This is a genomic window from Clostridium sp. AM46-21 (assembly GCF_003480025.1).
GTDB lineage: Bacteria > Bacillota > Clostridia > Lachnospirales > Lachnospiraceae > Coprococcus > Coprococcus ammoniilyticus.
Window position 1 is genome coordinate 69,424 of sequence record NZ_QUIB01000004.1, and the last position, 24,821, is coordinate 94,244.

The following is a 24,821-nucleotide window of genomic DNA, read 5'->3' on the forward strand; positions in this document are numbered from 1 at the left end:
TTATGTATATTGAACAGATTAACGGACCTGAAGATGTAAAAAAATTGAATATAGAAGAAATGACGGCGATGGCAGCAGAGATGCGACAGGCATTGCTGGTTCGTGCAAGTAAGCACGGCGGACATTTTGGACCGAATTTTGGTATGGTAGAAGCAACGATTGCGATGCATTATGTATTTGAGTCACCAAAGGACAAGATCGTATATGATGTATCCCACCAGAGCTATCCGCATAAGATGCTGACAGGCAGAAAGGATGCTTATCTCTGCGAAGAACATTACGATGATGTATCCGGATATACAAATCCAAAAGAAAGTGAGCATGATTTCTTTGAGATCGGACATACATCTACATCTGTCAGCCTTGCCTGTGGCCTTGCGAAAGCCAGAGATCTGAAAAAGGAAGATGGAAATGTGATTGCTGTGATCGGCGACGGTTCATTAAGCGGTGGCGAGGCATTGGAAGGTCTTGACTATGCGGCTGAGCTTGGCGGCAATCTGATCATTGTTGTAAATGATAATGACATGTCGATCGCTGAGAATCATGGTGGTTTATATCAGAACTGAAACTGCTTCGTGAGACAAACGGTCAGGCAGAATGTAATCTGTTCCGTGCAATGGGACTTGAGTATGTATATGTAGATAAAGGAAATGATATTGCTGCATTGATCGCAACGTTTGAATCTGTAAAAGACAGTAAGAAACCAGTAGTTGTGCATATTAAAACTTTAAAAGGAAAGGGTTATGCACCGGCAGAACAGAATAAGGAACAGTGGCATTGGTGTATGCCATTTGACCTTGAAACAGGAAAGTCTTTGATGGAATTTGATGGAGAAGATTATTCCGACGTAACCAGAGATTATCTCTTAAAGAAAATGAAGGAAGATCCATTTGTAGTTACGATCACATCGGCAACACCTACCGTTATGGGATTTACAGAGGATAAGAGAAAAGAAGCGGGCAGCCAGTTTATTGATGTAGGTATCGCAGAGGAGACAGCGGTTGCACTGGCATCCGGTATTGCGGCAAATGGCGGCAAGCCTGTATATGGTGTATACAGTTCATTTATCCAGCGGACATATGATCAGTTGACACAGGATCTGTGTATCAATAACAACCCTGCAACGATCGTTGTATTTGCGGGATCTGTATATGGAATGAATGATGTAACACATCTTGGCTTACAGGATATTCCGATGCTTACAAGTATTCCGGGGCTTGTATATCTGGCACCGACAACCAAAGAGGAATATCTGGCAATGCTTGACTGGAGCGTGGAGCAGACAGAGCATCCGGTTGCGATCAAGCTTCCGGGAGCTGCGATGGTATCGGACGGAAAGGCTGTAACAAAGGATTTCAGTCAGTTAAATAAATACGAAGTAACTAAAAAGGGAAGCAAGATTGCCGTTATCGGTGCAGGTACTTTCTATCAGCTTGGAACAGATGCGGCAGCATTGATCGAGGAGCAGACAGGAGTTGCGCCAACCATCATTAACCCGCTGTATGTTTCCGGTGTGGATGAAGAACTCTTGAATGGTCTGAAGAAAGATCATGATATCGTAATTACATTAGAGGACGGTTATCTGGAAGGCGGTTTCGGTCAGAGAATCGCCGGCTTCTATGGTGATTCTGATATGAAGGTTCTGAATTACGGTTTAAAGAAATTCTTCTATGACCGCTACGATGTAAATGAAGTGTTAAAAGAAAATCATCTGACAGCAGAACAGATTGCAGAAGATGTGCAACGAATAGAAATTACAATGAGTTATTCAATGGAGACGGTTGGCTGACCAAGACAAGGCTATCTGTTTTTTATGTAGCAACAGTATAAAAAATCGCTTACAGGTAATATTAATCAGAAATAATGTTTGATAAAGGAGATTAAACAATGTCGATGATTAACAGAGAAGTAAGCGATTTTTTTGTGCATGCATATCAAAATGGTGAATTTAAAACGGTAACCAGGGACGACATATTAGGCGGATGGAGTGTATTTTTCTTCTATCCGGCTGACTTTACATTTGTCTGTCCGACGGAGCTGTCAGATCTGCAGGATAAATATGAGGATTTCAAGGCTGCCGGCTGTGAGGTTTATTCCATATCAACAGATACGCATTTTGTGCATAAGGCATGGCATGATACATCGGAAAAGATTGGAAAGATCACATTTCCGATGTTGGCAGATCCAAATCATGAATTATGTGAAGATTTTGAAGTGATGATCGAATCAGATGGGATGGCAGAACGTGGCAGCTTCGTCATCAACCCGGAAGGGCGAATTGTTTCCTATGAAGTCAGTGCAGGAAATGTCGGACGAAATGCAGATGAACTGTTTCGTAAATTGCAGGCATGCCAGTTTGTTGCGGAGCATGGGGATGAGGTCTGCCCTGCCAAATGGCAGCCGGGAGAAGCTACGCTGCGTCCAAGTCTGGATCTTGTAGGGAGATTGTAAGAATGAAGAATAAAAATATGTATGATGTGGTGATTGCAGGTGCGGGACCGGCGGGGCTTACAGCAGCCATTTATCTGGCGAGAGCCTGTTATCGGGTGCTTGTTGTTGAGAAAGAGAAGATTGGCGGACAGATCACGATCACGGAAGAAGTGGTGAACTATCCGGGAATAGAGAAAACAGATGGGAAATCCTTAACTGCGGCTATGTACAGACAGGCAGAGAATTTTGGTGCAGAATTCCTGATGGCAGAGGTTGAAAAGCTGGATGTAGATGGAGAATATAAAATCGTGCATACAAATAAGGGCGACTTTTCCTGTTATGGAATTCTGCTTGCAACCGGAGCACATCCGAGAATGATCGGATTTGAGGGGGAGAAACGGTTTAAAGGACGGGGCGTAGCTTATTGCGCAACTTGTGATGGAGAGTTCTTCACCGGCAAGGAAATATTTGTTGTGGGTGGCGGTTATGCCGCTGCGGAGGAAAGTGTATTCCTTACCAAGTATGCCAGCCATGTGACGATATTGATCCGGGGTGAAGATTTTTCCTGCCCTAAATCATCGGCGGATAAAGCCAGAGCAAATGAAAAAATTACGGTGCTTACCAGTACTGAGATCGTCCGTGCGGAGGGTGAAGATGTCCTGACAACACTGGTGTATAAAAATGTGAAAACAGGAGAAGAAAGTGTATATCATGCGCCAAAAGGAGATACGTTTGGTATTTTCGTATTTGCCGGATACGAGCCGGAGACTTCGTTGCTGCAGGGAAAAGCAGAGATTGATGAAAAGGGATATGTAATTACGGATGCTTCCAGACAGACCAGTATATCGGGTGTTTATGCGGCTGGCGATGTCTGCCAGAAAAATCTTCGTCAGGTAGTGACGGCAGTCGGTGATGGTGCAGTTGCAGCGACAGAGCTTGAACGGTATGTGGCAGCCTTGCAGAAAAAGCATGGAGCAGAGTCATCACGGGATTTACAGGAAAATAAACAATCAAAGGAGAAGAATGTTACACAGGAGAAAAAGCGTGAAGGAATGCAGTCTGTGGTCGCTGAAAATACCGGATATGAAATGCATAAAACTGGACAACAGAAACAGCCGGAAGCAGAAGATTCATTGTCGGACGAGTTCTTTGATGAAGAGACGGAAAAGCAGTTAGACGAGGTCTTTGACCGCATGGCGCATCCGCTGATCATGAAATTATATCTGAATCAGAGGCAGGAGTCAGCACAGCTAAAACAATATATGGAAGCTATGAGCAGACGAACCGGAAAGCTCAGTGTAATCGTAGCAGAGGAAGGAACTGATGGGGATTCTGTTCCGGCAAACGAACGACCATTCGTCAGAATTCTGCGGGAAGACGGAAGTGATACCGGGCTTGGCTTCCATGGTGTACCGGGTGGACATGAATTCACCTCTTTTGTGATTGGATTGTATAATGCTGCCGGACCGGGACAAGAAGTGGATGCACAGATTATGGAGCGTATTCATGCGATCAAAAAACCGCTTAATATCAAGATTCTTGTAACACTTGACTGTTCCATGTGCCCCGATCTTGTCACCGCAGCACAGAAAATAGCGGCAGAAAATCCACAGGTTACAGCAGAGATTTACGATGTGATGCTATATCCATTTTATCAGAAACGCTATAAGGTTATGAGCGTACCGTGCCTTGTTGTGAACGATGAACATGTAGCATTTGGAAGAAAGACATTACCGGAGCTATTAGACTATTTGGATGAGATTTTATAAAATAATAGAGCATCTCTTTACTGGATATATATTCGGTAAAGGGATGCTCCTTTTATTTTGAATAATTTGTGATCGTGTAAAATAGGATATTAGACAAAACAGATTAAATAAAAAGATTGACACCCTACAAAATAGGGTATACTATTTAGGAAAAAGGAGGGATGAATTAACGAATGATAAGAACATTTATTGAAATACCATTATTTACAAAACGGTGGAAAGAAATAGGGCTTGGGGAAGATGAGTTACGAGCATTGCAAATTATGCTATTAAAAAATCCAGAATCAGGACCGGTAATGGAAGGAACTGGTGGAATACGTAAGGTACGGTTCCCATTAGAAAATAGAGGAAAGAGTGGTAGTGTTCGTGTATGTTATACGGATTTTGCAGAATATGAAGTTACCTATCTAATAACTGCATTTGAAAAGAAAAGTCAGGAAAATCTGACAAATGAAGAAAAAAATGTACTTAAGAAGTTGGTAAAATCTTTGAAAGAGGAAACGGCAAAGAATAGGAGATGATTTCTATGGGTTCATTATTTGATGATTTAAAACAAGGATTGGAAGAAGCAATAGAGTATGAAAAAGGACAGGGAAAAGCTCGCGTAAAAACATATATGATAATGCCAGTGAAAGAATATTCAAATACAGAAATTCGTGAGATCAGGATGCGGGCAGGAATGACACAGGGAGTTTTTGCATCTTATATGGGTGTTTCGAAGAAAACAGTAGAGGCATGGGAGTGTGGCAGAACACACCCAACCGGACCAGCGTTTCGTTTGCTTGATATCTTAGCTTCCGAAGATCTGGATGAAACAGAATTTGTAGTAGCAAAATAATAAGAAGGACGTTCTTTTCGTTTTGAAAACTTACATTTGTGTACAACAGGATACAAATAGGATATAATTGCCATGTATGATAGGTTCAGAATCTAAGATATCAAAAGATTTAAAAATGAATTCTGGAAATGGGGAACGTTATGAGTTACAACATTTTACTTGTAGAAGATGAAGCAGGAATTGCAGAGGGCATCATGGATTACATGAAAGAGAGTGAGATCACATTTACCTGGGCGGCGGACGGAGACGAGGCACTTGCTCTGGTGTACGAACATGAATATGATCTGGCACTTTTAGATGTGATGCTGCCGGGGGCAGATGGATTTGAGATATGCAGAGCCATCCGGGCAAAGAGCTACGTTCCGATCATTTTTCTGACCGCCAGAGGCAGAGAAGAAGACCGGCTTTACGGGTACGATCTCGGTTGTGATGATTACGTTGTGAAACCATTTTCCATGGCAGAGCTTCAGGCGAAGATCCAGTCATTTTTGCGTAGGTCGAAAGGCTTGTGGACGAAGAATCAGGTGATCCAGGTGGGAGCCATCAGGATGTATCCGGACAGACTGCTTGTTGAGGCAGCAGGAGAAGAGGTCCGGCTTGCACCAAAAGAATATGCGATGCTCAAATACCTGATGGAGCATAAGGGCATGATCGTGACAAGGGATGATATGCTTGTCCGGTTATGGGGGTATGATTACGATGGTGGTGACCGTGTGGTTGACAACCATGTAAAGAAGCTTCGCAAAGCACTTGGTGACAGCGGCAAACTGATAAAGACTGTATTTGCAAAAGGATATCGGATGGAGTAATCAGATCAGAGAGGTGGACTATCATATGAAGAAAAAAGAAAAGAAATATTATGGGAAAAAGAAGAAGTTTTATTCCTTCTTTTTAAAGATTTTTATTCCGTTTATTATTGTAACATCGATACTTGGGGGTATCATTACAGCATTTTTAAACCTGACATTTCAGAATAATATATCGAGCAATGTGCAGGCAGCAGAAAAGACGATTCGTCAGGCAGGCGTGAAATACTGGGATATTTATCAGACGGAGCTTGAAGAACAGAAAGACGCAGAGTACGAGTTCCAGACACCGTATAATCATTATATTGGAAATATGATATATTTGAATAATCTGTCAATGGCTGTGTTAAATGACAGCGAGGTGGTCAGTATGCAGGGATTTATTCATCTGTATCAGAAGGATGATACCGGTAATCTGACAGAGATCACGGATCAGAAGGATAAGGTATTTCTTCAGATAAATGATAAAGAAAAGAACAAATATATGTTGTATTGTGATAATGATATATTGGGAACTGCTGTTCCTGAAATGAAGGATATGTCTGCGGATTTTTCATTCGATAAAATGAATGAGGTCTATGTGTCAGGAACGCAGTTTTATCCGGCTTCCTATACCTGTTTTACAGATGGAGAGGAACAGGAAAGGACGGTATCAGAGATACCGGATGGCTATGTGAAGCTGGATCAGAGTTTTGGATTTACCATCCGCATGGAGTTGTTGGTTGTATAGCAACATCGTTAAAGGTTGACCGGTATACAGGTACGGATGAGATCGTGAATGATTATCAGAATAATTCCGATTGGGAATATGTGGAAGATACAGAAAAATGTTCATACGGCACACATGCAGTCTATGCATTTCCTATCAACAATGATAAGACTGCTTTTGCGGTCATAGATTATCATTATAATATTGTAAAGTCACCGATAGGACATATGATCATTTATACATGGCTTGGAGTAGTGCTTGGAAGTGCTTTGATCTCACTTGTGATCGCATATGTAATGTATAGATCCTATAAATCGGCGTATGATATGGAGCAGTACAGACGAACAACTTCAAATGCGATGGCGCATGATCTCAAAAGCCCGCTTGCTGTTATTTCTCTGTATGCAGAGAATCTGAAGTCAGGAAAAAATCCGGAAAAAAACCAGTATTATATGGACGGGATATTAAATGAAGTAAAGTCAATGAATGAACAGGTTGCATCTATCCTTGATATGGCAAAGGCAGAGGATGTAAATACAGAGCTTCATAAGACTAAAGTTGATATTGGAAGTATTATAAATACAGCAGCAGAGGTATATGCGGAAACAATTAAAGATAAAAATATCAGGCTTGACATTCAGGGAAGCTGTCAGATCGATGCAGACGAGACTCTGATGTATCAGGCAATTATGAATATGATGGATAATGCGGTTAAGTATGTTACAAAGGATGGAAAGATCACAGTTCAGATGAGCAATGAGAGCCTTTCCATTCAGAATACAAGTGAGCCGATTCCAGAAGATGTTTTAAAGAGTATCTGGAATCCATTTGTCAAAGGGGATAACAGCAGACATGGACACAAAGGAACCGGGCTTGGCTTATCCACCGTCAAAACCATCATGGATCGCCATGGATTTACCTGTGAGATGAAAAACGCAGGTGACGGTGTGAAAGTGAAGGTGGACTTCAGATAAGTTAATAATAAGGAGAGCCGGCAATGCTTATCAGTTGTTATTAGAAAAGAATATTACTTTAAAAAGTCTTGAATATTGTCAGAATGACGATATTTGAGACTTTTTGTGTAAATAATAATTGCTTTTTTTATGATAGAGAGATTAAAATGTAGGCATATAGATTTATATACAAAAGAGGACAAAAACATAAAGAGGGAGATTATTATGCAGGGCGAAAAATTTACATTAATGCAATATAATATCAGTGCAATTTTAGGACTTATTGAAGCTGGAAGTTTTGTTATTCCAGAAATACAGAGACCGTTTGTGTGGAAAAAATCCCAAGTTAGGGATTTGATTGATTCTCTTTATAATGGATATCCTACAGGATATATAATTACTTGGAAAAATCCGGATGTGCATACAAAAGATGGTTCAATAGCGAGTGGAAAACATGTGTTAATTGATGGACAACAGAGAATTACTGCATTAATGGCTGCTGTTTCTGGACTGGAAGTGTTAGATGAGGATTTTAATAGAGATCGTATAAAGATTGCATTTAATCCACTTGCTCAAGAGGTTGATAAAAGATTTGCAGTGCAGGATGCATCACATCTTAAGGATAAAAAGTGGATTCCGGATATAGCTGAGTTATTTGATAATGATTTTGATCCATTTGATTTTTCTGAAAAGTACTGTGAAGACAATCCAGGGGTTCGGGAAAAAGAGATTCATAGTGCAATAATGAATCTAAAAGGTATTGCAAATAGGCAAATAGGAGTTATTGAATTAAGTCATACATTGGGAATTGATGAGGTTACAGAAATATTTATTCGAATCAACTCAAAGGGTACTGCATTAAGTCAATCGGATTTTGTTATGTCTAAAATGGCATCGGATACAATTCATGGAGGAAATACTTTACGTAAAGTTGTAGATTATTTTTGTCATTTAGCTGTTAAACCTGATTTTTATCCACAAATGATAAAGGATATTGAGTTTGAAAAGACGGAATATGCGTCTAAGATTAAATGGTTAGAAAAAGACAATGAAGATATATATGATCCTGATTATAATGATATGCTTCGTGTTGCATTTATGTGTAGTTTTGACAGAGCAAAACTTGCAGATTTAGTTAGCTTGCTTTCTGGACGAGATTTTGAGACCCGCGAATTTAAAGATGAAATAATAGAGGATTCATATATTAGATTGAGTGAAGGAATAAAGCTTTTTATTAATGAGCATAATTTCAAACAATTTGTATTAGCCATTAAAGGTGCAGGGTATAAATCAAGTAAACAGCTTAATTCACAGATGACTCTCGATTTTGCATATCTGCTCTATTTGAAATTATCAAAAGAATCGACTATTCCTCATGATCAGGTAAAACACCATGTACAGAAATGGTTTGTACTATCTACATTGACAGGAAGATATGTTGGTTCTCCTGAATCAGTCATGAGTAGGGACATAAGACTTATTAATGAAAAAGGTTTTATAAATTTCTTTAAGGAAGTAGAAGCTTCAGTTTTATCAGATACATTTTGGAATATTACCCTGCCACAAAATCTTGAAACAACGTCAACAAATAGCCCTGCGTTTAATACTTTTCTTGCGGCGCAAATTAATCTTAACTGCAATTCATTATTTATGCATGGAACAATGATATCTGATTTAATTAACATATCGGGAGATGTACATCATATTTTCCCAAAAGCATATCTAAAAAATAATGGTGTGGATACGAAGGGAAGATATAATCAAGTTGCAAACTTTACATATCTTGATACGCAAGTAAATAAAGCAATAAAAGATGATGCACCTAACGTATATTTTGGAAAAGTGATTGAACAATGTAAAAGTAAAAGTATAGCATTTGGCAATATAGCAGATAGAGAGGTGTTAGTGAAGAATCTTGAGGAGAACGCTATACCAGCGGATATTGTAGAAATGACAGTCGAGAGTTATGATGCTTTTTTAGATAAAAGAAGAAAATTAATGGCAAAGTTAGTTGAAAAATATTATAAGAAGCTATAAGTGTGGCAAGTCGCATTTCTGGGCTGGTCGAAAGGCCCAGATCCAATCAAAAGAACAGGCGGGGAAATTCCCCGCCGTTTTGTTTTTTAAAACGATATATGTTTAAACAAGGCAACCGCACATAGTACGATCGCAAGTGGTACATAGAGGTAGCGTCCGATGGAATACCAGAGTGTGCCACGATTCTTTTTGCTGCCGCAGTTAACAGCTTCGAGCAGTTCATCCTTCTTCATGACATAGAACCATGAGACAGCACCGATGGTTGCGCCGATCGGGATGATGTAGATAGAAACAATATCCATCCAAGGTCCCCATTTGGAGATCATTTCCATACCGATGCCACAGCCAAGGCATAACACGCCGATGATGATCAGGACTGCGGTACGGCTGAGCTTCGGAAACTGGTGTAAGAGTGATTCAGCAACCGCCTCAAACATATTCTGAAGAGAGCTTACACCGGCGAAGATCATTGCTATATACAGGATAATTGCAAATAACCGTCCGAGCGGAATATTCTGTAAGATGGTTGGCAGGGTAACAAAGAGAAGGCTTGGACCTGCTCCGACATCAACGCCATAAGAGAAACATGCCGGGATAATGACCAGTGCTGCGACAACGGCAGCGATCGTATCAAAGATCGCAGTATGTCTGGCAACTCCGACAACATCTTCATCCTTTGACAGATAAGCGCCATAGACGATCATGCCGCTCCCCGTAACTGACAGGGAGAAGAATGCCTGTCCCATTGCCCAGATCCAGATCATAGGATCAGCAAGCTTTGACCAGTCCGGTGTGAACATGAACTTATATCCTTCTGCTGCGCCCGGAAGCATAGCAACACGGACTGCAAGGATCAGAAAAATGATGAAGAATAACGGCATCATGATCTTATTTGTCTTTTCTATACTATGTGCACCGAAGAACAGAGTCAGAAGCGTTCCGGCTACCACGATAATGTGAAGCGGGATCACAGAGAACGGTTTGGATGAAAATGAATCAAACCAGACTGCTGTATCTTCATGCATTAAAGTTCCGATCAGAGAATCAAGGAAGGCTTTTAAAATATACGAAACGATGATCGCATAACCGATCGCGATACATAAGGAGCCTGCAAGTGGAAGCCAGCCGAGCAGTCCACCTGCAGTACCGGCTTTTTTACCTCTTGTTTCCCATGCATATTTATAAGCACCAAGTGTTCCTGTTCCGGCTCTTCGTCCGATCGCAAATTCGGTCGGAAGTGCCACATAGCTGAATATAAAGATAAAAAGCAGGTAGATCAGCAGAAATGCGCCGCCACCATTACTTCCCAATTTATTTGGAAATCCCCAGACATTTGCCATACCAACGGCAGAACCAACAGAAGCCAGAATGAATCCCCATCTGCTTCCAAAACTTTTCGTATTTTTATTACTCATAAACTAACCCTATCTATTTCTTTATTATATAGATGATTGCATAATTCAGATTTATGCATATTAGTAACTAATGCTTACGCAATTATCTATACGTGCCATACTGTTCCAGTTTAAAGGTTTACAGTCGAAAAAGCAACAAAAATATTATTCACCTATTGACATGGTAGGTGAATAGGAATATTATCTTTGTAGCATAATTTGGAAAGAGGGAGAAATACTATGGTCATCTCGTCAAAAGGACGGTATGCATTACGCGTTATGGTTTATCTGGCGGTAAATCATGATGGCAGTTTTATACCACTAAAAGAAATATCACAACACGAAGAGCTGTCACAGAAATATCTGGAAAGTATCACCCGGATGCTGTCAAAAGCACATCTGATCGAAGCGGCAAGCGGACATGGAGGTGGCTATCGTCTGACCAGAGAACCGGAGGAATACAGTGTGGGAGAGATCCTCAAACTGACCGAAGGAACCCTTGCACCGGTATCCTGCCTGAAGGATGATTCGGTACCGTGTGACCGGTCGGAATTATGTTATACATTACCGATCTGGCAAGGACTTGCCGATCTGATCAATAATTATTTTGATAATATGACACTTGCCGATGTGGCAGGAAAAGCCGGACAAACAGTGAAAGAATAGATGAATATACAGGAGGCACGAATATGTCAGAGAAACAGTTATTAAATGTAAAGAATTTATATGTAGATGTAGAGGAGAAGCAGATCCTTCACGGTGTAGATCTGTCAATCGGAAAAGGTGAGACGCACGTTCTCATGGGGCCAAACGGAACAGGTAAATCAACACTCGGCTATGCACTCATGGGAAATCCAAGATATACCATAAAGAGCGGAGAGATCTGGTTTCAGGGTAAAAATATTACAGAGGCTCCTGTCAATGAGCGTGCGAAAGCAGGAATCTTCCTGTCCTTCCAGAATCCACTTGAGGTTCCGGGTGTGACTTTAAGTTCATTTATCAGAAATGCATTGGAGCAGAAGACAGGAAAAAGACAGCGTTTATATGATTTCAAGAAAGAGCTGGAGCGTACAATGGAGATCCTTCAGATGGATCCATCCTATGCAGAGCGTGATCTGAATGTCGGATTTTCCGGTGGTGAGAAAAAGAAGGCAGAGATCTTACAGCTCCTGATGCTGAAGCCTTCACTTGCAATCCTTGATGAGACAGATTCCGGTCTGGACGTTGATGCTGTAAGAACAGTATCTGCCGGTATCGAAGAATACCAGAAGAATTGCAAGGGCAGTCTTCTGATCATTACCCATAGCACGAAGATTCTGGAGTCCTTATCTGTTGATCATACACATGTTATGGTAGAAGGTAAGATCATACAGACCGGTGATGCATCTCTGGTAGAGGAGATCAACCGGAATGGATTTGCAAAATATGAGAAGACAGAGCAGAATCAGTAGTCTTTGAAAGGAGCATCCGATAGATATGAAAGAAAAAACATATGTAGAAGACATAGACAGAAATATATATGACTTCAAAGATGATGAAAAAGATGCTTATAAGATCAAGGCAGGACTGACGCCTGAGATCGTTGAGCAGCTTTCGAAAGAGAAACATGATCCGGCATGGATGCAGACCTTCCGTCTGGAATCCCTGCAGATCTATAATAATATGGAAGTGCCGGACTGGGGACCATCGATTGAAGGTCTGAATATGGACAACATCGTAACCTATGTCAGACCAAATACAAATATGAAAGCAAAATGGTCTGATGTGCCGGAAGATATCAAAAATACATTTGAACGACTGGGCATCCCACAAGCAGAGAGAAAATCTCTTGCAGGTGTCGGAGCACAGTATGATTCCGAGCTGGTATACCACAATGTCCGTCAGGAGGTAGCTGAAAAGGGTGTTGTATATACCGATATGGAGAGTGCATTAAATGGCGAATATGCAGATATGGTAAGAAAGCATTTTATGAAGCTGGTTCGTCCCAATGACCACAAGTTCGCAGCTCTTCATGGTGCGGTATGGTCAGGCGGCTCCTTTGTATATGTACCAAAGGGTGTATCCGTAGAGATTCCGTTGCAGTCTTATTTCCGTCTGAATGCACCGGGAGCCGGACAGTTTGAACATACCCTTATTATCGTGGATGAGGGCGCGGATCTTCATTTCATTGAAGGCTGTTCTGCACCAAAATATAACGTGGCAAATCTCCATGCCGGATGCGTGGAATTATTTGTCGGTAAGAATGCGAAGCTTCGTTATTCGACGATCGAGAACTGGTCAAAGAATATGTATAACCTGAATACAAAACGTGCAGTTGTAGAAGAAGGCGGAACGATCGAATGGATTTCCGGTTCCTTCGGATCCCATGTATCCTACCTATATCCGATGAGTATCCTGAAAGGAAAGGGCGCGAAGATGGAATTTACCGGTATCACGTTTGCTGGAAAAGGACAGAATCTGGATACCGGAGCAAAGGTCGTTCACAGTGCACCGGATACCAGTTCCTACATTAATACAAGATCTATTTCAAAGGATGGAGGTATCAGTACTTTCCGTTCTTCCGTTGTAGTAGCAAAGGAAGCAGAGAATGCCAAGGCAGCAGTATCCTGTCAGTCGCTGATGCTGGATTCTATCTCAAGATCTGATACGATCCCGGCGATGGATATTCGTACCAGAAAGGCAAATGTAGGACATGAGGCACAGATCGGCAGTATCAGTGATGATGCGGTATTCTATCTGATGTCCCGTGGTATGAGTGAGGAAGATGCCAGAGCTTGTATCGTCAGCGGATTTGCGGACAACGTATCAAAGGAGCTTCCGCTGGAATATGCTTTGGAAATGAACAATCTGATCCGTCTGGAAATGAAGGGCAGTATAGGTTAGGAGGAAATGAGCAATGGACAAGAATACGATCAATATTAATAAACTTCCATCCAAAACATGGTACTGGCTTCATATGAATGATACAAAGGTTTCATGGAATCCTGATATAGCACCATGTAAGGTGACGGTAGAGGAAGCATTTGAGGATAAAGAGACAAACAGCCTGATATCCGGGGATGTGGCAGAATTTGCCACAGTTGAGAGTGGAGCAGGAAGAGAGGCAGATTCGATCTTTGCAGATGCGCAGACAGAAAAAACAGTTCTGACTGCTTCGGACAAAGACGCAAAGGCAACGATCCGTCTGGCTGTTGATGGAACGACAGCAGCATCTGCGGCAGGTGCATGTTATCTGACGGCAGAAGAAGGTACGAATACAACCATAATTGAGACATTTACAAAGAAAAGTGCGCAGGCAGGTTCACTGGCATATCGTACGATGATACAGGCAAAGAAAGACAGCCGTGTCCGTCTGGTACAGGTATTTATGCAGGATGAAGAACAGACCCTGTTAAACGATATCGGTTGTGTCTGCGATGAAAATGCAAAGTTCGATATCCTTCAGATCTTTATCGGAAAAGGTGATCTCTATAACGGAATCCGTACAGATCTTAAGGGTACAGGAGCAGATACACAGGTCGAGATCGGCTACCTTGGACAGAAGACGCAGAAGATCGATGTGAACCTGATCATAAATCATTTCGGTAAGAAGACAAATTGTGAGATTCAGGTGGACGGAACTTTAAAGGATGCAGCAGAGAAAGTATTTCGTGGAACGATCGATTTCAAGAACGGCGCATCCGAATCCACAGGTGCAGAGACAGAAAATGTACTCCTGCTTGGTGATGATGTGATCAATAAGACGATCCCGATCATTCTCTGTGCAGAGGAGGATGTAGAAGGTTCTCACGGTGCAACGATCGGCGAACTGGATGAGGAGACATTATTTTATTTTGAATCAAGAGGCATCGACAAGGAGACTGCGGAGGATATCATGACACGCGGCAAATTCGAGATGTTATATCGCCACATAGGAGACGAGCAGACACAGAAGCTGGTAGAAGCACAGCTTGCGGAGGTAATGGCAGATGATAGAGAAGAATTATAAAGAGGATTTTCCGTTATTACAGACAAATAAAACCATTTATATAGACAATGCGGCTACAGCACAGAAGCCGGCAGTTGTAATTGAAGCAGAGAAGCGTTTTTATGAAGAAAGCAATGCAAATCCGCTTCGTGGTTTCTATCCGCTGAGCCTTGCAGCAACAGAAGCATATGAAGATGCCAGAAAAGTTGTGCGTGATTTTATTCATGCAGATTCTGAAAAAGAAATCATCTTTACAAGAAATACAACAGAGAGTCTGAACCTTGTTGCATACAGCTATGCATGCAGTCATTTGAAAGCAGGAGATGAGATCGCAGTCAGCATCATGGAGCATCATAGCAACATTCTCCCATGGCAGATGGCAGCGAGAATGACAGGTGCAACGGTCCGGTATCTGAACTGTGAGAAGGACGGTACTTTGACAGATGAGACACTTGCAGCAGGAATCAATGAGAAGACAAAGCTTGTAGCGATCGGACAGGTATCCAATGTCCTCGGTTGTGTGAATCCGATCAAGAAGATTTCAAAGCTTGCACATGCGGTCGGCGCGGTTATTGTAGTAGATGCGGCACAGAGCGCACCGCATATGCCGATCGATGTCAAAGATCTGGATGCGGATTTTCTTGCATTTTCCGGTCATAAGCTGATGGGACCGATGGGTATCGGCGTGTTATATGGAAAAGAAGCATTACTGGAAGAGATGCCGCCATTTATGACAGGTGGCGAGATGATCCAGTCCGTAACGACAGAAGGAGCGGTATGGGCTGAGCTTCCGCATAAGTTCGAGGCAGGAACTGTAAATGCAGCCGGTGCAGCCGGACTTGCAGCCGCAATTTCATATATTAATAAGATTGGATTTGAGACAATCGAGCAGAGAGAACTGGAACTGACCCGACATGCGATGGAAGGACTTGCAAAGATTCCACATGTTCATGTGATCGGCTCAGAAGATCCTGCAAACCATACCGGTATTGTGGCATTTACGATCGACAATGTACACCCACATGATGTCAGTGAGATCATGGCATCAGATGGTATCAATGTTCGTGCCGGACACCATTGTGCACAGCCGTTGCTTACTTATCTGAAGGTGTATAATACAACAAGAGCCAGCTTTATGTTCTACAATACGATAGAAGAAGTCGATGCATTTGTAGAGAGTGTTGCAAATGTCAGAAGGAGAATGGGATATGGAGAATAGAAGTTTTTATAATGAGATCCTGACGGAGCACAATATCCGACCGGAATTCAAGCATGATCTTCCGGATGCGAACATTGTACTGGAAGGTGTAAACCCGAACTGTGGGGATGATATCTGGTTGAAATTAAAAGTAGAAAACGGAATTATCGAAGACGGAGCATTTGTCGGAGACGGCTGTGCAATCTCACAGGCGTCCGCAGATATCATGCTCGGCATGATTGTTGGCAAGACCGAGGAAGAAGCATTGAAGCTTGGGAAACTTTTCTTAAAGATGATACAGGGCGAAGCGACCGATGAAGAAATCGACGAACTCGAAGAAGCTTCCGCCTTAAAAGACATTTCCCATATGCCTGCCCGTGTAAAATGCGCAGTCCTTGGTTGGCATACCCTGGAGGAAGCATTAAAAAAATAAACGAAAAACAGCTACTGTCATATGTCAGACGACATAAATAGTAGCTGTTTTAAAGTTTTTAGTTATTCACGCTGTGTAACTTCGAACTAACCTCGGTGGAAGCCTCGCTAAGGTCTCAGTTATTCACGTCGGCCCTTGGCGATAATGAAATGTATTTACTATTGAGAAGTGGAAACAAAAATGGAAGAGGGTATTACTATTATGAAGTAAGCCTGCCTGAGCGCTGGTACTTAGGCTGCGTATTTTGCAGCCTTATGTACCACTGCGTCGAAGGTAGAGTGAAAACGTCTTACGTAATAATAGATAAATACCCTCTTCCATTTTTTGAGCACAGTCTATAATACTTTCGAAAGGAAATCCTTTAGTCGAGGATTCTTCGGATTGCCAAAGAATTCTTCCGGCGTTCCGGTTTCAAGAATCTGCCCCTCATCGATGAAGAGGACTTTATTGGCAACCTCCTTGGCGAAGCCCATCTCATGAGTAACCACGATCATGGTCATTCCTTCTTTTGCAAGATCCTTCATCAGGTCGAGAACTTCTCCAACCATTTCAGGATCAAGAGCAGAAGTCGGTTCATCGAATAAAATCACATCCGGATTCATAGCAAGTGCACGGATAATGGCAACTCGCTGTTTCTGACCACCGGATAAAGTAGAAGGATATACATCTGCTTTATCTTCCAGGCCGATCCGTTTCAAAAGCTCCTCAGCCTTTGCTCTTGCTTCGGCAACGATCTGAGCCTTTGTGGTTGTGATATTGATCTTCTCCTGCTTTTCCTTGCGGAACAGGTTCGTAAGCGGAAGCATACGATTATGACGCTTTGCTTTTTTTAGATCCTGACAACGCACCAGTACAGGAGCAAGCATGATATTCTGAATAACGGTTTTGTTGTTATACAGATTAAAATGCTGGAATACCATTCCCATATGACGACGGTGGATGTTGATATCAACCTTTGGGTCTGCAATATCGACACCATTGAAGATGATCTGACCGCCGGTAGGGTCTTCCATACAGTTTAAACAGCGAAGAAATGTACTCTTACCAGAACCTGATGGACCGATTACAACCATTATATCGCCTTTATCGATCGTGACATTGATGCCTCGTAAAACCTCATTGTCACCAAAGTGTTTTTCAAGATTAATGACGTCTATCACTCTTTCTCAGGCTCCTTTCCATAAGTTTGATACCAAGGCTGATCAGAAGCACCATCACAATGTAGATCAGTGCCATAACCAGATATGGGATCATGAATTCGTAGCTGTTACTACCAATATAGTTAAATGCTACATATAAGTCAGTAGCACCAACAAAGCTTACAACAGATGTTTCCTTGATCAAAGATATAAATTCATTTCCCAGAGTAGGTAGAATATTTTTGACTGCCTGCGGGATCACGATCTTGCGCATGGTAGTTGCAAAACTAAGTCCCATGGCACGACCACCCTCCATCTGTCCGGGATCAACAGAAAGGATACCGCTTCGCATGATTTCGGAAATATAAGCCCCACTGTTTAGACCGAATACAAGCATTGACACCTGTACACCGCTCATATGACCTCCTACGATAGGGAGCAGAACATAGTAAAACAGCAGTAACTGCACGACCATAGGAGTTCCACGGAAGAATCCGACATAGACGCTGCAGATTGCATCTAAAACTCGTGGCAGCCGTTTATATTTTGGAATGACGCGGACAGTTGCAATGATGGTTCCGATCAAAATACCGATGATCAGACCGGTTATGGCGATGATAACGGTATTCTTCAGACCTTCAACAACCTTTACATATCCTCTGTTATCAATGAATATTTCTATGAACTTTTGTATTTTACTTGAAATGTCTCCCATGAAATATCCTTTCAATATCTATCAGATAACAGGTAATTGTAAAATATAGATACACTGAATCAGCAGAACTGTTTTAGCAATTTACAATTACCTGTTACCATATATTTTCTTCACGCGAGAAACGCGTGATTCTTATAGCATATTTTTACTGCATAGCATTTAATGATTTTGTAATGGCAGCAGCAGGAGCAGAATCAATGATAACATAATTTAAGTTACCATTTAACAGATCCTGAACTGCAAGTGAACCGTTCTTATAACCGGTAGATGTCATCTTAAGACCAGCGAATCCCCAGTCATCATCACCTTCGCAGTAGAATTGTCCGGTTGTACCTGTCTGGAAACCGATCTTACTGCTTGAATCCTTAGCGTTAAGGATTGCATTTACATCATCGGCAGTCTTACATTCGTCAAATTCTGTGTTGTCTGATGGAACGATCAGCTTCTGGGAAGCCTTGTAGTAAGAATCTGAGAAAGCTACATATTCTTCACGATCCGGCTTGATTGTAAGACCGGCCATAGCGATATCACATTTCTGCTGACCAACGGAGAGACATACAGCATCGAAATCCATGTTCTGGATAACCAGCTCCTTACCGAGCTTGTCAGCAAGTGCTTTAGCGATCTCCATATCGATTCCGTAGTAGTTCTCACCCTTTGTATACTCAAATGGTTCGAATGCAGCGTTTGTTGCTACAACTAACTGATCCTTGCTTGAGTCTAATGTAGCTGATTCAACAGCAACAGGCTCGCCATCACCGAAGTAGTGGTTGCAGATCTCTTCAAATGTGCCATCTGAATTCATATCTGCGATAAATGTATTAACCTCCTTTAATAAGTCAGGCTGTGTTTTGTCAACGCCGAAAGCGTATTCCTCATCTGTGAGGTCGATCTCGATAACCTTAGCAGTCTTCTTATCAGAAGATTTGCTGTCGTCAGTTTTGCTTCCGCATGCTGTTAATGCAGTCATAGCCAGGGCTGCAGACATAGTAATTGCTAAAAATTTTTTAAGTTTCATTTTCATTACTTCCTTTCATTCTTTTCTGAATAAATATACCATTGTGTTTTGAAAAATGCAATTTATATATGCAAAAAAATGCTGAAAATTACAGGTTTTATGCAGGTTTTATAAATGCTTTTCGTATTTTCCGCCAATATGCATACCTTCTTTTACGACAACAAAGGCGTGTTCATCGATGTTTTTCAGTCCGCGGCGGAGATGAACACATTCATATTTGGAAAGGATCGTAACGATCATATAAGTTGTTTCTTCGGTATAACCACCACGCGCCTCCCACCAGGTTGCATCCCGGTGAAATTCGTTTACGATGTAATCAAGGATGGCTTCCGGTTCTTCTTTTGTATAGATCACGACTTCGGTATTGATATTCTGCGTATGTGCTTTGTCAGTCATCAGAGTACTGACAGCGGAATAGATAATGCTGTATACGGCTGTCGGGATACCAAAAAGGATTGCACAGATGCCGTAGACAACAGCATTGACTGTCAAAGATACCTTTCCCACGCTGAAATTTTTGTATTTCTTGGTAAAGAACATACCGACGATATCCATGCCGCCACTGGAGCCGCCGGAGCGTAAGGAGATACCGATGCCTGTACCGGCGAGAAGTCCACCCATGATGCTGGCAGTCAGGCTGTCATTGACCAGAGGTGTAGCCGGAATTGGAAATATACTTAGGAATATCGTCTGGCTGATCAGGCAGACCAGTGTCCGGCTGAAGAAACTTTTGCCGATTGAGATATATGCCATGATAAATAAAGGTATATTTAAGATAAAGTTGATAATACCTGCGATATCGGTTCCTGATGCAAGCGATGGAAATACTTGGATCAGTAAGGTTCGTATGATCTGGCTGATACCAAGGACACCGCCGTTATACAGACTGGCGGGGACGATAAAGAAGTTGATTCCGGCGGCAAATAAAACCATGCCGCCGATCGCAGCAGCATTTCTTTGCCAGAGTGTTTTGTCTTTGAGATTCATATGCATGCCCTCCCTTATTAATGCTTGTACAGCTTGTGTAGATTATGAGCTTCAACCTGTTGATACTATCAAGACAGGAACGCTTTTGTAAATATTTATATGTAGAGTATAAAATATTTCCGGTAAAAAAGCATCTAAAATATAAGGAAGACTTGATCATAAATTGCAGAATTACAGGTTGTGGGGCGGAAGTGAATGCAGTACAATAATGCAAGCAGAAAATATGTGTTAAGAGGATTAGAAGGATGAAAAAGATTTTATATTTTATAAAGAAGGAAACCGTGTTATCGATCGCGGTCGTGCTGGCAGTGATATCAGTATTTTTTGTAGTCCCTGACAGAGAATATATTTCGTATATTGATTTTCGGACACTGGCGATCCTGTTCTGCCTTATGAGTATCGTTGCCGGCTTGAGGAATATTGATGTGTTTGATAAATTAGCAGAACGGCTGTTAGCAAAGGTGCATGGGATCGGAGGAGTAACGGTAATCCTTGTATGCTTGTGTTTCTTTATGTCGATGTTTATAACAAATGATGTATCACTTATTACATTTGTGCCGTTTGCAATTATAATAATGAAGAAACTGAACCCGGACACTGATAGCAAATGGATGCTAAAAGTAATTGTCATGCAGACGATTGCGGCGAATCTTGGCAGTATGTTGACACCTCTTGGTAATCCTCAGAATCTGTATTTGTATGGAAAAGCAGGTATAGGTATTGCGGAGTTTTTAAAGATCATGCTGCCGTATACAGTCTGCGCATTTGCTTTGTTAATGGCATGGATCGGTCTGGCATCCATGGTTCGAAAAAGAAAGTTAAGTCATGATGGGAAGACAGAAATAAAGCAGAACAAAGGCTTAGATTCTGTTGAAGATAAAGCTTCAACGAAAAGACAGAAGGATTCGTTGAGTGCTTCCGGTTCAAAATGGGAGAAAAAGGATGCGGAATGGATTGAAAAATTTACAGCATATCTTATTCTGTTTGTCATAAGTCTGCTTGCGGTTTCACATATTCTTCCGTATGGTGTGCCTTTCGCGTTAGTATTTTTATATTTGCTTCTGCGTGACCGGAAAATTCTGACACAGGTTGATTATTCTCTGTTATGTATTTTTATCGCGTTATTTATATTCATCGGTAATCTTGGACGTATCCCGGCATTCAGTCAACTGCTTTCGGATATATTGACCGGACGGGAGGTGGTCACTTCGGTAATTGCAAGTCAGGTAATGAGTAATGTTCCGGCTGCGATTTTGTTATCCGGATTCACAGACCATATTCGGGAGCTGGTGATCGGAACCAATCTCGGGGGCCTTGGAACGTTGATAGCATCAATGGCAAGCCTGATCAGCTTCAAATATGTTGCAAAAGAGGATCGGTCATTTAGGGGCAGATATTTTCTGGAATTTACAGTTGCAAATGTTATTTTCCTTTTTATAATGATGATTCTTTATCGTTTACTTTCTTAACATAATCAAGTAGAACAACCGTGCTATGAGAGTAGTAGACATAGCGAACCAAACTGACAAAATTCTCAAGTGAGATAAAAACAGGAATATCGAACCTTTACGCAGGAGCGACAGAACTTCCGATAAATACGGGAGATACACAGTACAAGGCAGCAGTAAGGAATGATCCGAGACACATTTTTACTAAAGAAGATAAAATAACAAAATATAGTCATTGTTTATACATGATTTTTTGCTACAGAACAAAAAACGACAGTTCAGAACAAATAAATAGAAAATACCACTTTATCCCTTTAAACTGAAACCATCGTACGAAACAAACAACTGATGGCGCCTAAAGGGAAAGGGGAAATTCATGTTGTATGGACTTGATATCTTAGAGTGGTTAAAAAGATTTGTAGGTTGGGGAAAGTAAAAAAATATAGCACATATAAAAGTGTTTGTTCGGAAAAAATATGAAGCTATATTTGTATTCAATATATGCAGATAGAGGTGACTATTTATTATAGAATAAAGGGGTGTGCAAAGTATTTGCCGGAAAGGGATGTTCTATAATAAAAAGATGCACCTAAGAGATATAGCTAAGTATAAAAAACAATATAGACTGCGGCAGTTGATGGATGCATCAACTGGAAAAATAGTTCAGGAACTCCTGGGCTATTTTTTTTGACTATTTTTGTCTAAGAATGTCGAATAACAAAGTTATTATTGTAAAAAGAAAGAAAACAATTTATTATTTTATATAACTTAAGTATGAAGGGAAGGGGGCAAAAGATGAATATCGTCATTTGTGATGATGAAAGAAAAGTAATTGAAGATGTAGGATCGATATGCAGAGAATGTTTATCTCCGGATGTCAAATTATATGGATTCCAGTCGGCGGAGAGTTTATTGAAAAATCTTGATAAGATAGAGGGGGATATTGATCTCTTTATATTAGATATAGAAATGCCGGGCAGGGATGGCTTATGGCTTAGAAAAGAGTTAGAACGATACAGGTATGGAAGCAGTATTATTTATCTGACAAGTCATGACGAGCTTGTGCAGGAAGCATTTGGAAGATATGTGATAGGATTTGTTGATAAAGTTAGTTTTTTGAATGATAAAAATAAGCTGGTTGATAAATTGAAACTTTTTGAACAAGAAGTCAGTAATCGCGAAGTTTTATGCATTAAGGGAGATCAAGAAAATTTATTTATTTGTAAAGACAAAATTATAACTATTACGGCAGAACATGTTTATTCTTATTTGGAATACGTGATAGATGAGAAACCAGATGGAAAATTTGAAACTGAGAGAAAATTGGTTCGTAAGTCATTAAGAGAATGGGAAAATGTACTAGGAACAGATTTTTTACGGATTAGTAAAAGTATAATTGTAAACATGGCATACATAAAAAGAATAAGTAAAAACATAGAATTAAAAATTGGAAAGAGTCTAAATATTCCTCGTTCGAATTTGAACAGATGTAAAGAGTTTTATTGGAATTATTGTCAAAAGAAAATGAAATGGGGTTAGTGTAGATATGTTGTTTTTAATTAATATGTTTGAAATTATTAAGTATTTTACAGTGTTTCTATTTATTTTTCGCGGAAAATGTACAAAAACAATAGAATAATTTTTGGTATTTTGGCGTTGGCTCTTTTGCTGTTAATTCAAACTTTTGGTTTGAAAAGCGATAGTGCGATATTTTCAGTTTTTGCTATTCTTATCATTTTAGGAATAATAATTATAGGGAAATGGAAGAATAAAGTTATTTTATTTTTATTGACGTGGATTTTCATAAATTATTTGGATACGATATGTTATTTCCTGATGGGAATTGCAATAAAGAAAAATGCGATTTGGTATTATGCGTATAATCCAGATGATTTAAAGTTACTTGAAAGTATATTTGCAGAGCTTATTATTATAATTGTAGCGATTATATGTAGAAAAAAGGCTATAGGAAATTGGTTTGAGAGAAAGCTCCAAATAGTTCAAAGTATGTTGTTAATTGGAGCAATGTTAGGATTTTATATTGTTTTAATTGCTTTCACTGTTTTTAGGACTTATGGAGAACCAAGTTATCAGAATAGACTTAATATTACACTTATATTTTTTATATTACTTACAATATCCTGCATCCTTGCCTTTTTCCTATATTCCAACCATTTGAAAAAAGAAAATGATCTGAAAACAAAGAATATTGAAGTTCAGGAAGAGAACGATGGTCTGCGGTTGGCGTTATATGCCAATATGGAAATGATGGATGATGATATGCGGCAATATCGTCATGATAATAGACATCATAGGGCGGTTCTTAGAGAATTGGCTTCTAAAGGAGACTTGGAGGAAATAAAAGATTACCTGGCACAGCTTTCGGAACAAGATGAAGATCTGAAGAAGAAAAATATGCTATATACCGGAAATTATATGGTGGATGCCATCATAAATGGAATTATTGCGAAAGAGGCTTATTCAGATGTTAAGTTCCATTGTGAAGGAAAGTTGCCACGAAAATTAATGATTCAGGATGTTGACTTGAGCGGACTGCTTTCGAATGGTTTGGAAAACGCAGCGGAAGCCTGTTTACATAGTAATGGTGATAAGTGCGTTCTGTTCAAAGCTGCAGGTTATGAGAACATGATTCATTTTGAGATTAAGAATACATATGATAGTACAAGATATAAAGCACTTTCAAAAGGAGATTTTGGAACAACAAAGAAGGATAGTGAATATCATGGATATGGAATAGAAAGTATGCGTCGTGTTGTAAAGAAATATGATGGTAAGCTGGAGTATATCGTAGAACCGGAGTGGGTGATTACAGATATATACTTACAGCAAAAAGATGAAATATAAGAAATTTGATTAGAAACAAAAAAGTCCTATGATCTGTTGCGTGATTGTGCAATTCGGTTGGCAGACCATAGGACTTTTTTGCTCCAATAATATCCCTGACATAGCACCCGAAACA

General features: G+C 40.5%; 22 protein-coding genes and 1 pseudogene. 18 read left to right on the plus strand and 5 right to left on the minus strand.

Annotated features, from left to right (window positions below; genetic code table 11):
- The first annotated feature begins 2 nt into the window (after nucleotides 1-2).
- From DW959_RS03555 to DW959_RS03595, 9 genes and pseudogenes are all read left to right on the plus strand, one after another.
- Nucleotides 3-1,789: pseudogene (locus DW959_RS03555) on the plus strand (1-deoxy-D-xylulose-5-phosphate synthase).
- Between the two features lie 98 nt (nucleotides 1,790-1,887).
- Nucleotides 1,888-2,451 carry an alkyl hydroperoxide reductase subunit C gene (gene ahpC, locus DW959_RS03560; protein ID WP_118615406.1) on the plus strand — a complete coding sequence of 188 codons (564 nt, stop codon included), beginning with the start codon at nucleotides 1,888-1,890 and terminating at the stop codon, nucleotides 2,449-2,451.
- A gap of 2 nt (nucleotides 2,452-2,453) precedes the next feature.
- A complete protein-coding gene (locus DW959_RS03565) occupies nucleotides 2,454-4,199 on the plus strand; it encodes an FAD-dependent oxidoreductase (RefSeq protein ID WP_118615408.1) in 1,746 nt (581 codons plus the stop codon).
- A 173-nt stretch (nucleotides 4,200-4,372) separates the two neighbouring features.
- A complete protein-coding gene (locus tag DW959_RS03570) occupies nucleotides 4,373-4,720 on the plus strand; it encodes a type II toxin-antitoxin system RelE/ParE family toxin (RefSeq protein ID WP_008399964.1) in 348 nt (115 codons plus the stop codon).
- A gap of 5 nt (nucleotides 4,721-4,725) precedes the next feature.
- A complete protein-coding gene (locus tag DW959_RS03575) occupies nucleotides 4,726-5,037 on the plus strand; it encodes a helix-turn-helix domain-containing protein (protein ID WP_021944812.1) in 312 nt (103 codons plus the stop codon).
- Between the two features lie 140 nt (nucleotides 5,038-5,177).
- Nucleotides 5,178-5,846: a response regulator transcription factor gene (locus tag DW959_RS03580; RefSeq protein ID WP_118615410.1), complete on the plus strand. Its 669-nt coding sequence runs from the start codon at nucleotides 5,178-5,180 to the stop codon at nucleotides 5,844-5,846.
- Nucleotides 5,847-5,871: 25 nt separating this feature from the next.
- Complete coding sequence (locus tag DW959_RS03585) at nucleotides 5,872-6,573, plus strand: hypothetical protein (protein ID WP_118615412.1); 702 nt, start codon at nucleotides 5,872-5,874, stop codon at nucleotides 6,571-6,573.
- A 44-nt stretch (nucleotides 6,574-6,617) separates the two neighbouring features.
- The gene (locus DW959_RS03590; protein ID WP_118615413.1) at nucleotides 6,618-7,526 is read left to right on the plus strand and encodes a HAMP domain-containing sensor histidine kinase; all 909 of its coding nucleotides are present in this window, start codon (nucleotides 6,618-6,620) and stop codon (nucleotides 7,524-7,526) included.
- 204 nt (nucleotides 7,527-7,730) lie between these two features.
- Nucleotides 7,731-9,542 (plus strand): DUF262 domain-containing protein, encoded by a 1,812-nt coding sequence (locus DW959_RS03595; RefSeq protein WP_118615415.1) that lies wholly within the window; start codon nucleotides 7,731-7,733, stop codon nucleotides 9,540-9,542.
- Between the two features lie 86 nt (nucleotides 9,543-9,628).
- Here DW959_RS03595 and DW959_RS03600 read toward each other — a convergent pair whose 3' ends face one another.
- A complete protein-coding gene (locus DW959_RS03600; protein ID WP_117822201.1) occupies nucleotides 9,629-10,957 on the minus strand; it encodes a sodium-dependent transporter in 1,329 nt (442 codons plus the stop codon).
- Between the two features lie 219 nt (nucleotides 10,958-11,176).
- Here DW959_RS03600 and DW959_RS03605 point away from each other — a divergent pair, with 219 nt between their 5' ends.
- The 6 genes from DW959_RS03605 to sufU are packed head-to-tail and all read left to right on the plus strand — an operon-like array spanning nucleotide 11,177 to nucleotide 16,534.
- Nucleotides 11,177-11,602 (plus strand): Rrf2 family transcriptional regulator, encoded by a 426-nt coding sequence (locus DW959_RS03605; protein ID WP_021943695.1) that lies wholly within the window; start codon nucleotides 11,177-11,179, stop codon nucleotides 11,600-11,602.
- A 23-nt stretch (nucleotides 11,603-11,625) separates the two neighbouring features.
- Complete coding sequence (gene sufC / locus DW959_RS03610) at nucleotides 11,626-12,387, plus strand: Fe-S cluster assembly ATPase SufC (protein WP_008399954.1); 762 nt, start codon at nucleotides 11,626-11,628, stop codon at nucleotides 12,385-12,387.
- Between the two features lie 25 nt (nucleotides 12,388-12,412).
- Nucleotides 12,413-13,819 (plus strand): Fe-S cluster assembly protein SufB, encoded by a 1,407-nt coding sequence (sufB, locus tag DW959_RS03615; protein WP_117822200.1) that lies wholly within the window; start codon nucleotides 12,413-12,415, stop codon nucleotides 13,817-13,819.
- A 13-nt stretch (nucleotides 13,820-13,832) separates the two neighbouring features.
- Nucleotides 13,833-14,924 carry a SufD family Fe-S cluster assembly protein gene (locus tag DW959_RS03620; RefSeq protein WP_117822199.1) on the plus strand — a complete coding sequence of 364 codons (1,092 nt, stop codon included), beginning with the start codon at nucleotides 13,833-13,835 and terminating at the stop codon, nucleotides 14,922-14,924.
- Nucleotides 14,905-16,122: a SufS family cysteine desulfurase gene (locus DW959_RS03625; RefSeq protein ID WP_117822198.1), complete on the plus strand. Its 1,218-nt coding sequence runs from the start codon at nucleotides 14,905-14,907 to the stop codon at nucleotides 16,120-16,122. The genes DW959_RS03620 and DW959_RS03625 overlap by 20 nt, the downstream gene beginning before the upstream one ends.
- Nucleotides 16,112-16,534, plus strand: coding sequence for a Fe-S cluster assembly sulfur transfer protein SufU (gene sufU / locus DW959_RS03630; RefSeq protein WP_008399947.1), 423 nt, complete (start codon nucleotides 16,112-16,114; stop codon nucleotides 16,532-16,534). The genes DW959_RS03625 and sufU overlap by 11 nt, the downstream gene beginning before the upstream one ends.
- A gap of 335 nt (nucleotides 16,535-16,869) precedes the next feature.
- Here sufU and DW959_RS03635 read toward each other — a convergent pair whose 3' ends face one another.
- The 4 genes from DW959_RS03635 to DW959_RS03650 all read right to left on the minus strand — a co-directional run bounded on the left by DW959_RS03635 (nucleotide 16,870) and on the right by DW959_RS03650 (nucleotide 20,393).
- Nucleotides 16,870-17,694, minus strand: a complete 825-nt coding sequence (locus DW959_RS03635) for an amino acid ABC transporter ATP-binding protein (RefSeq protein ID WP_117808308.1) — start codon at nucleotides 17,692-17,694, stop codon at nucleotides 16,870-16,872.
- Nucleotides 17,678-18,388: an amino acid ABC transporter permease gene (locus tag DW959_RS03640; protein WP_117785562.1), complete on the minus strand. Its 711-nt coding sequence runs from the start codon at nucleotides 18,386-18,388 to the stop codon at nucleotides 17,678-17,680. The genes DW959_RS03635 and DW959_RS03640 overlap by 17 nt, the downstream gene beginning before the upstream one ends.
- A gap of 145 nt (nucleotides 18,389-18,533) precedes the next feature.
- Nucleotides 18,534-19,406 (minus strand): transporter substrate-binding domain-containing protein, encoded by an 873-nt coding sequence (locus DW959_RS03645; RefSeq protein WP_044944546.1) that lies wholly within the window; start codon nucleotides 19,404-19,406, stop codon nucleotides 18,534-18,536.
- 108 nt (nucleotides 19,407-19,514) lie between these two features.
- Nucleotides 19,515-20,393 (minus strand): YitT family protein, encoded by an 879-nt coding sequence (locus DW959_RS03650; protein WP_044944542.1) that lies wholly within the window; start codon nucleotides 20,391-20,393, stop codon nucleotides 19,515-19,517.
- Nucleotides 20,394-20,638: 245 nt separating this feature from the next.
- On the opposite strand from DW959_RS03650, the gene DW959_RS03655 reads away from it, so the two are divergent.
- The 3 genes from DW959_RS03655 (at nucleotide 20,639) to DW959_RS03665 (ending at nucleotide 24,706) form a co-directional block, all read left to right on the plus strand.
- Nucleotides 20,639-21,862 carry an SLC13 family permease gene (locus tag DW959_RS03655; RefSeq protein WP_117822197.1) on the plus strand — a complete coding sequence of 408 codons (1,224 nt, stop codon included), beginning with the start codon at nucleotides 20,639-20,641 and terminating at the stop codon, nucleotides 21,860-21,862.
- Between the two features lie 774 nt (nucleotides 21,863-22,636).
- Nucleotides 22,637-23,380: a LytTR family DNA-binding domain-containing protein gene (locus DW959_RS03660; RefSeq protein ID WP_173783794.1), complete on the plus strand. Its 744-nt coding sequence runs from the start codon at nucleotides 22,637-22,639 to the stop codon at nucleotides 23,378-23,380.
- A 78-nt stretch (nucleotides 23,381-23,458) separates the two neighbouring features.
- The gene (locus DW959_RS03665; RefSeq protein ID WP_118615419.1) at nucleotides 23,459-24,706 is read left to right on the plus strand and encodes a GHKL domain-containing protein; all 1,248 of its coding nucleotides are present in this window, start codon (nucleotides 23,459-23,461) and stop codon (nucleotides 24,704-24,706) included.
- Nucleotides 24,707-24,821 lie beyond the last annotated feature (115 nt).

What these genes read in the sequence shown, in the direction of transcription:
- DW959_RS03570 (WP_008399964.1), top strand. Translation starts at nt 4,373, where the DNA reads ATGATAAGAACATTTATTGAAATACCATTATTTACAAAACGGTGGAAA.
- DW959_RS03575 (WP_021944812.1), top strand. Translation starts at nt 4,726, where the DNA reads ATGGGTTCATTATTTGATGATTTAAAACAAGGATTGGAAGAAGCAATA.
- sufU (WP_008399947.1), top strand. Translation starts at nt 16,112, where the DNA reads ATGGAGAATAGAAGTTTTTATAATGAGATCCTGACGGAGCACAATATC.
- DW959_RS03595 (WP_118615415.1), top strand. Translation starts at nt 7,731, where the DNA reads ATGCAGGGCGAAAAATTTACATTAATGCAATATAATATCAGTGCAATT.
- DW959_RS03660 (WP_173783794.1), top strand. Translation starts at nt 22,637, where the DNA reads ATGAATATCGTCATTTGTGATGATGAAAGAAAAGTAATTGAAGATGTA.
- DW959_RS03565 (WP_118615408.1), top strand. Translation starts at nt 2,454, where the DNA reads ATGAAGAATAAAAATATGTATGATGTGGTGATTGCAGGTGCGGGACCG.
- DW959_RS03600 (WP_117822201.1), bottom strand. Translation starts at nt 10,957, where the DNA reads ATGAGTAATAAAAATACGAAAAGTTTTGGAAGCAGATGGGGATTCATT.
- DW959_RS03665 (WP_118615419.1), top strand. Translation starts at nt 23,459, where the DNA reads ATGTACAAAAACAATAGAATAATTTTTGGTATTTTGGCGTTGGCTCTT.
- DW959_RS03585 (WP_118615412.1), top strand. Translation starts at nt 5,872, where the DNA reads ATGAAGAAAAAAGAAAAGAAATATTATGGGAAAAAGAAGAAGTTTTAT.
- DW959_RS03650 (WP_044944542.1), bottom strand. Translation starts at nt 20,393, where the DNA reads ATGAATCTCAAAGACAAAACACTCTGGCAAAGAAATGCTGCTGCGATC.
- sufB (WP_117822200.1), top strand. Translation starts at nt 12,413, where the DNA reads ATGAAAGAAAAAACATATGTAGAAGACATAGACAGAAATATATATGAC.
- sufC (WP_008399954.1), top strand. Translation starts at nt 11,626, where the DNA reads ATGTCAGAGAAACAGTTATTAAATGTAAAGAATTTATATGTAGATGTA.
- DW959_RS03580 (WP_118615410.1), top strand. Translation starts at nt 5,178, where the DNA reads ATGAGTTACAACATTTTACTTGTAGAAGATGAAGCAGGAATTGCAGAG.
- DW959_RS03645 (WP_044944546.1), bottom strand. Translation starts at nt 19,406, where the DNA reads ATGAAACTTAAAAAATTTTTAGCAATTACTATGTCTGCAGCCCTGGCT.
- DW959_RS03640 (WP_117785562.1), bottom strand. Translation starts at nt 18,388, where the DNA reads ATGGGAGACATTTCAAGTAAAATACAAAAGTTCATAGAAATATTCATT.
- DW959_RS03625 (WP_117822198.1), top strand. Translation starts at nt 14,905, where the DNA reads ATGATAGAGAAGAATTATAAAGAGGATTTTCCGTTATTACAGACAAAT.
- DW959_RS03605 (WP_021943695.1), top strand. Translation starts at nt 11,177, where the DNA reads ATGGTCATCTCGTCAAAAGGACGGTATGCATTACGCGTTATGGTTTAT.
- ahpC (WP_118615406.1), top strand. Translation starts at nt 1,888, where the DNA reads ATGTCGATGATTAACAGAGAAGTAAGCGATTTTTTTGTGCATGCATAT.
- DW959_RS03620 (WP_117822199.1), top strand. Translation starts at nt 13,833, where the DNA reads ATGGACAAGAATACGATCAATATTAATAAACTTCCATCCAAAACATGG.
- DW959_RS03655 (WP_117822197.1), top strand. Translation starts at nt 20,639, where the DNA reads ATGAAAAAGATTTTATATTTTATAAAGAAGGAAACCGTGTTATCGATC.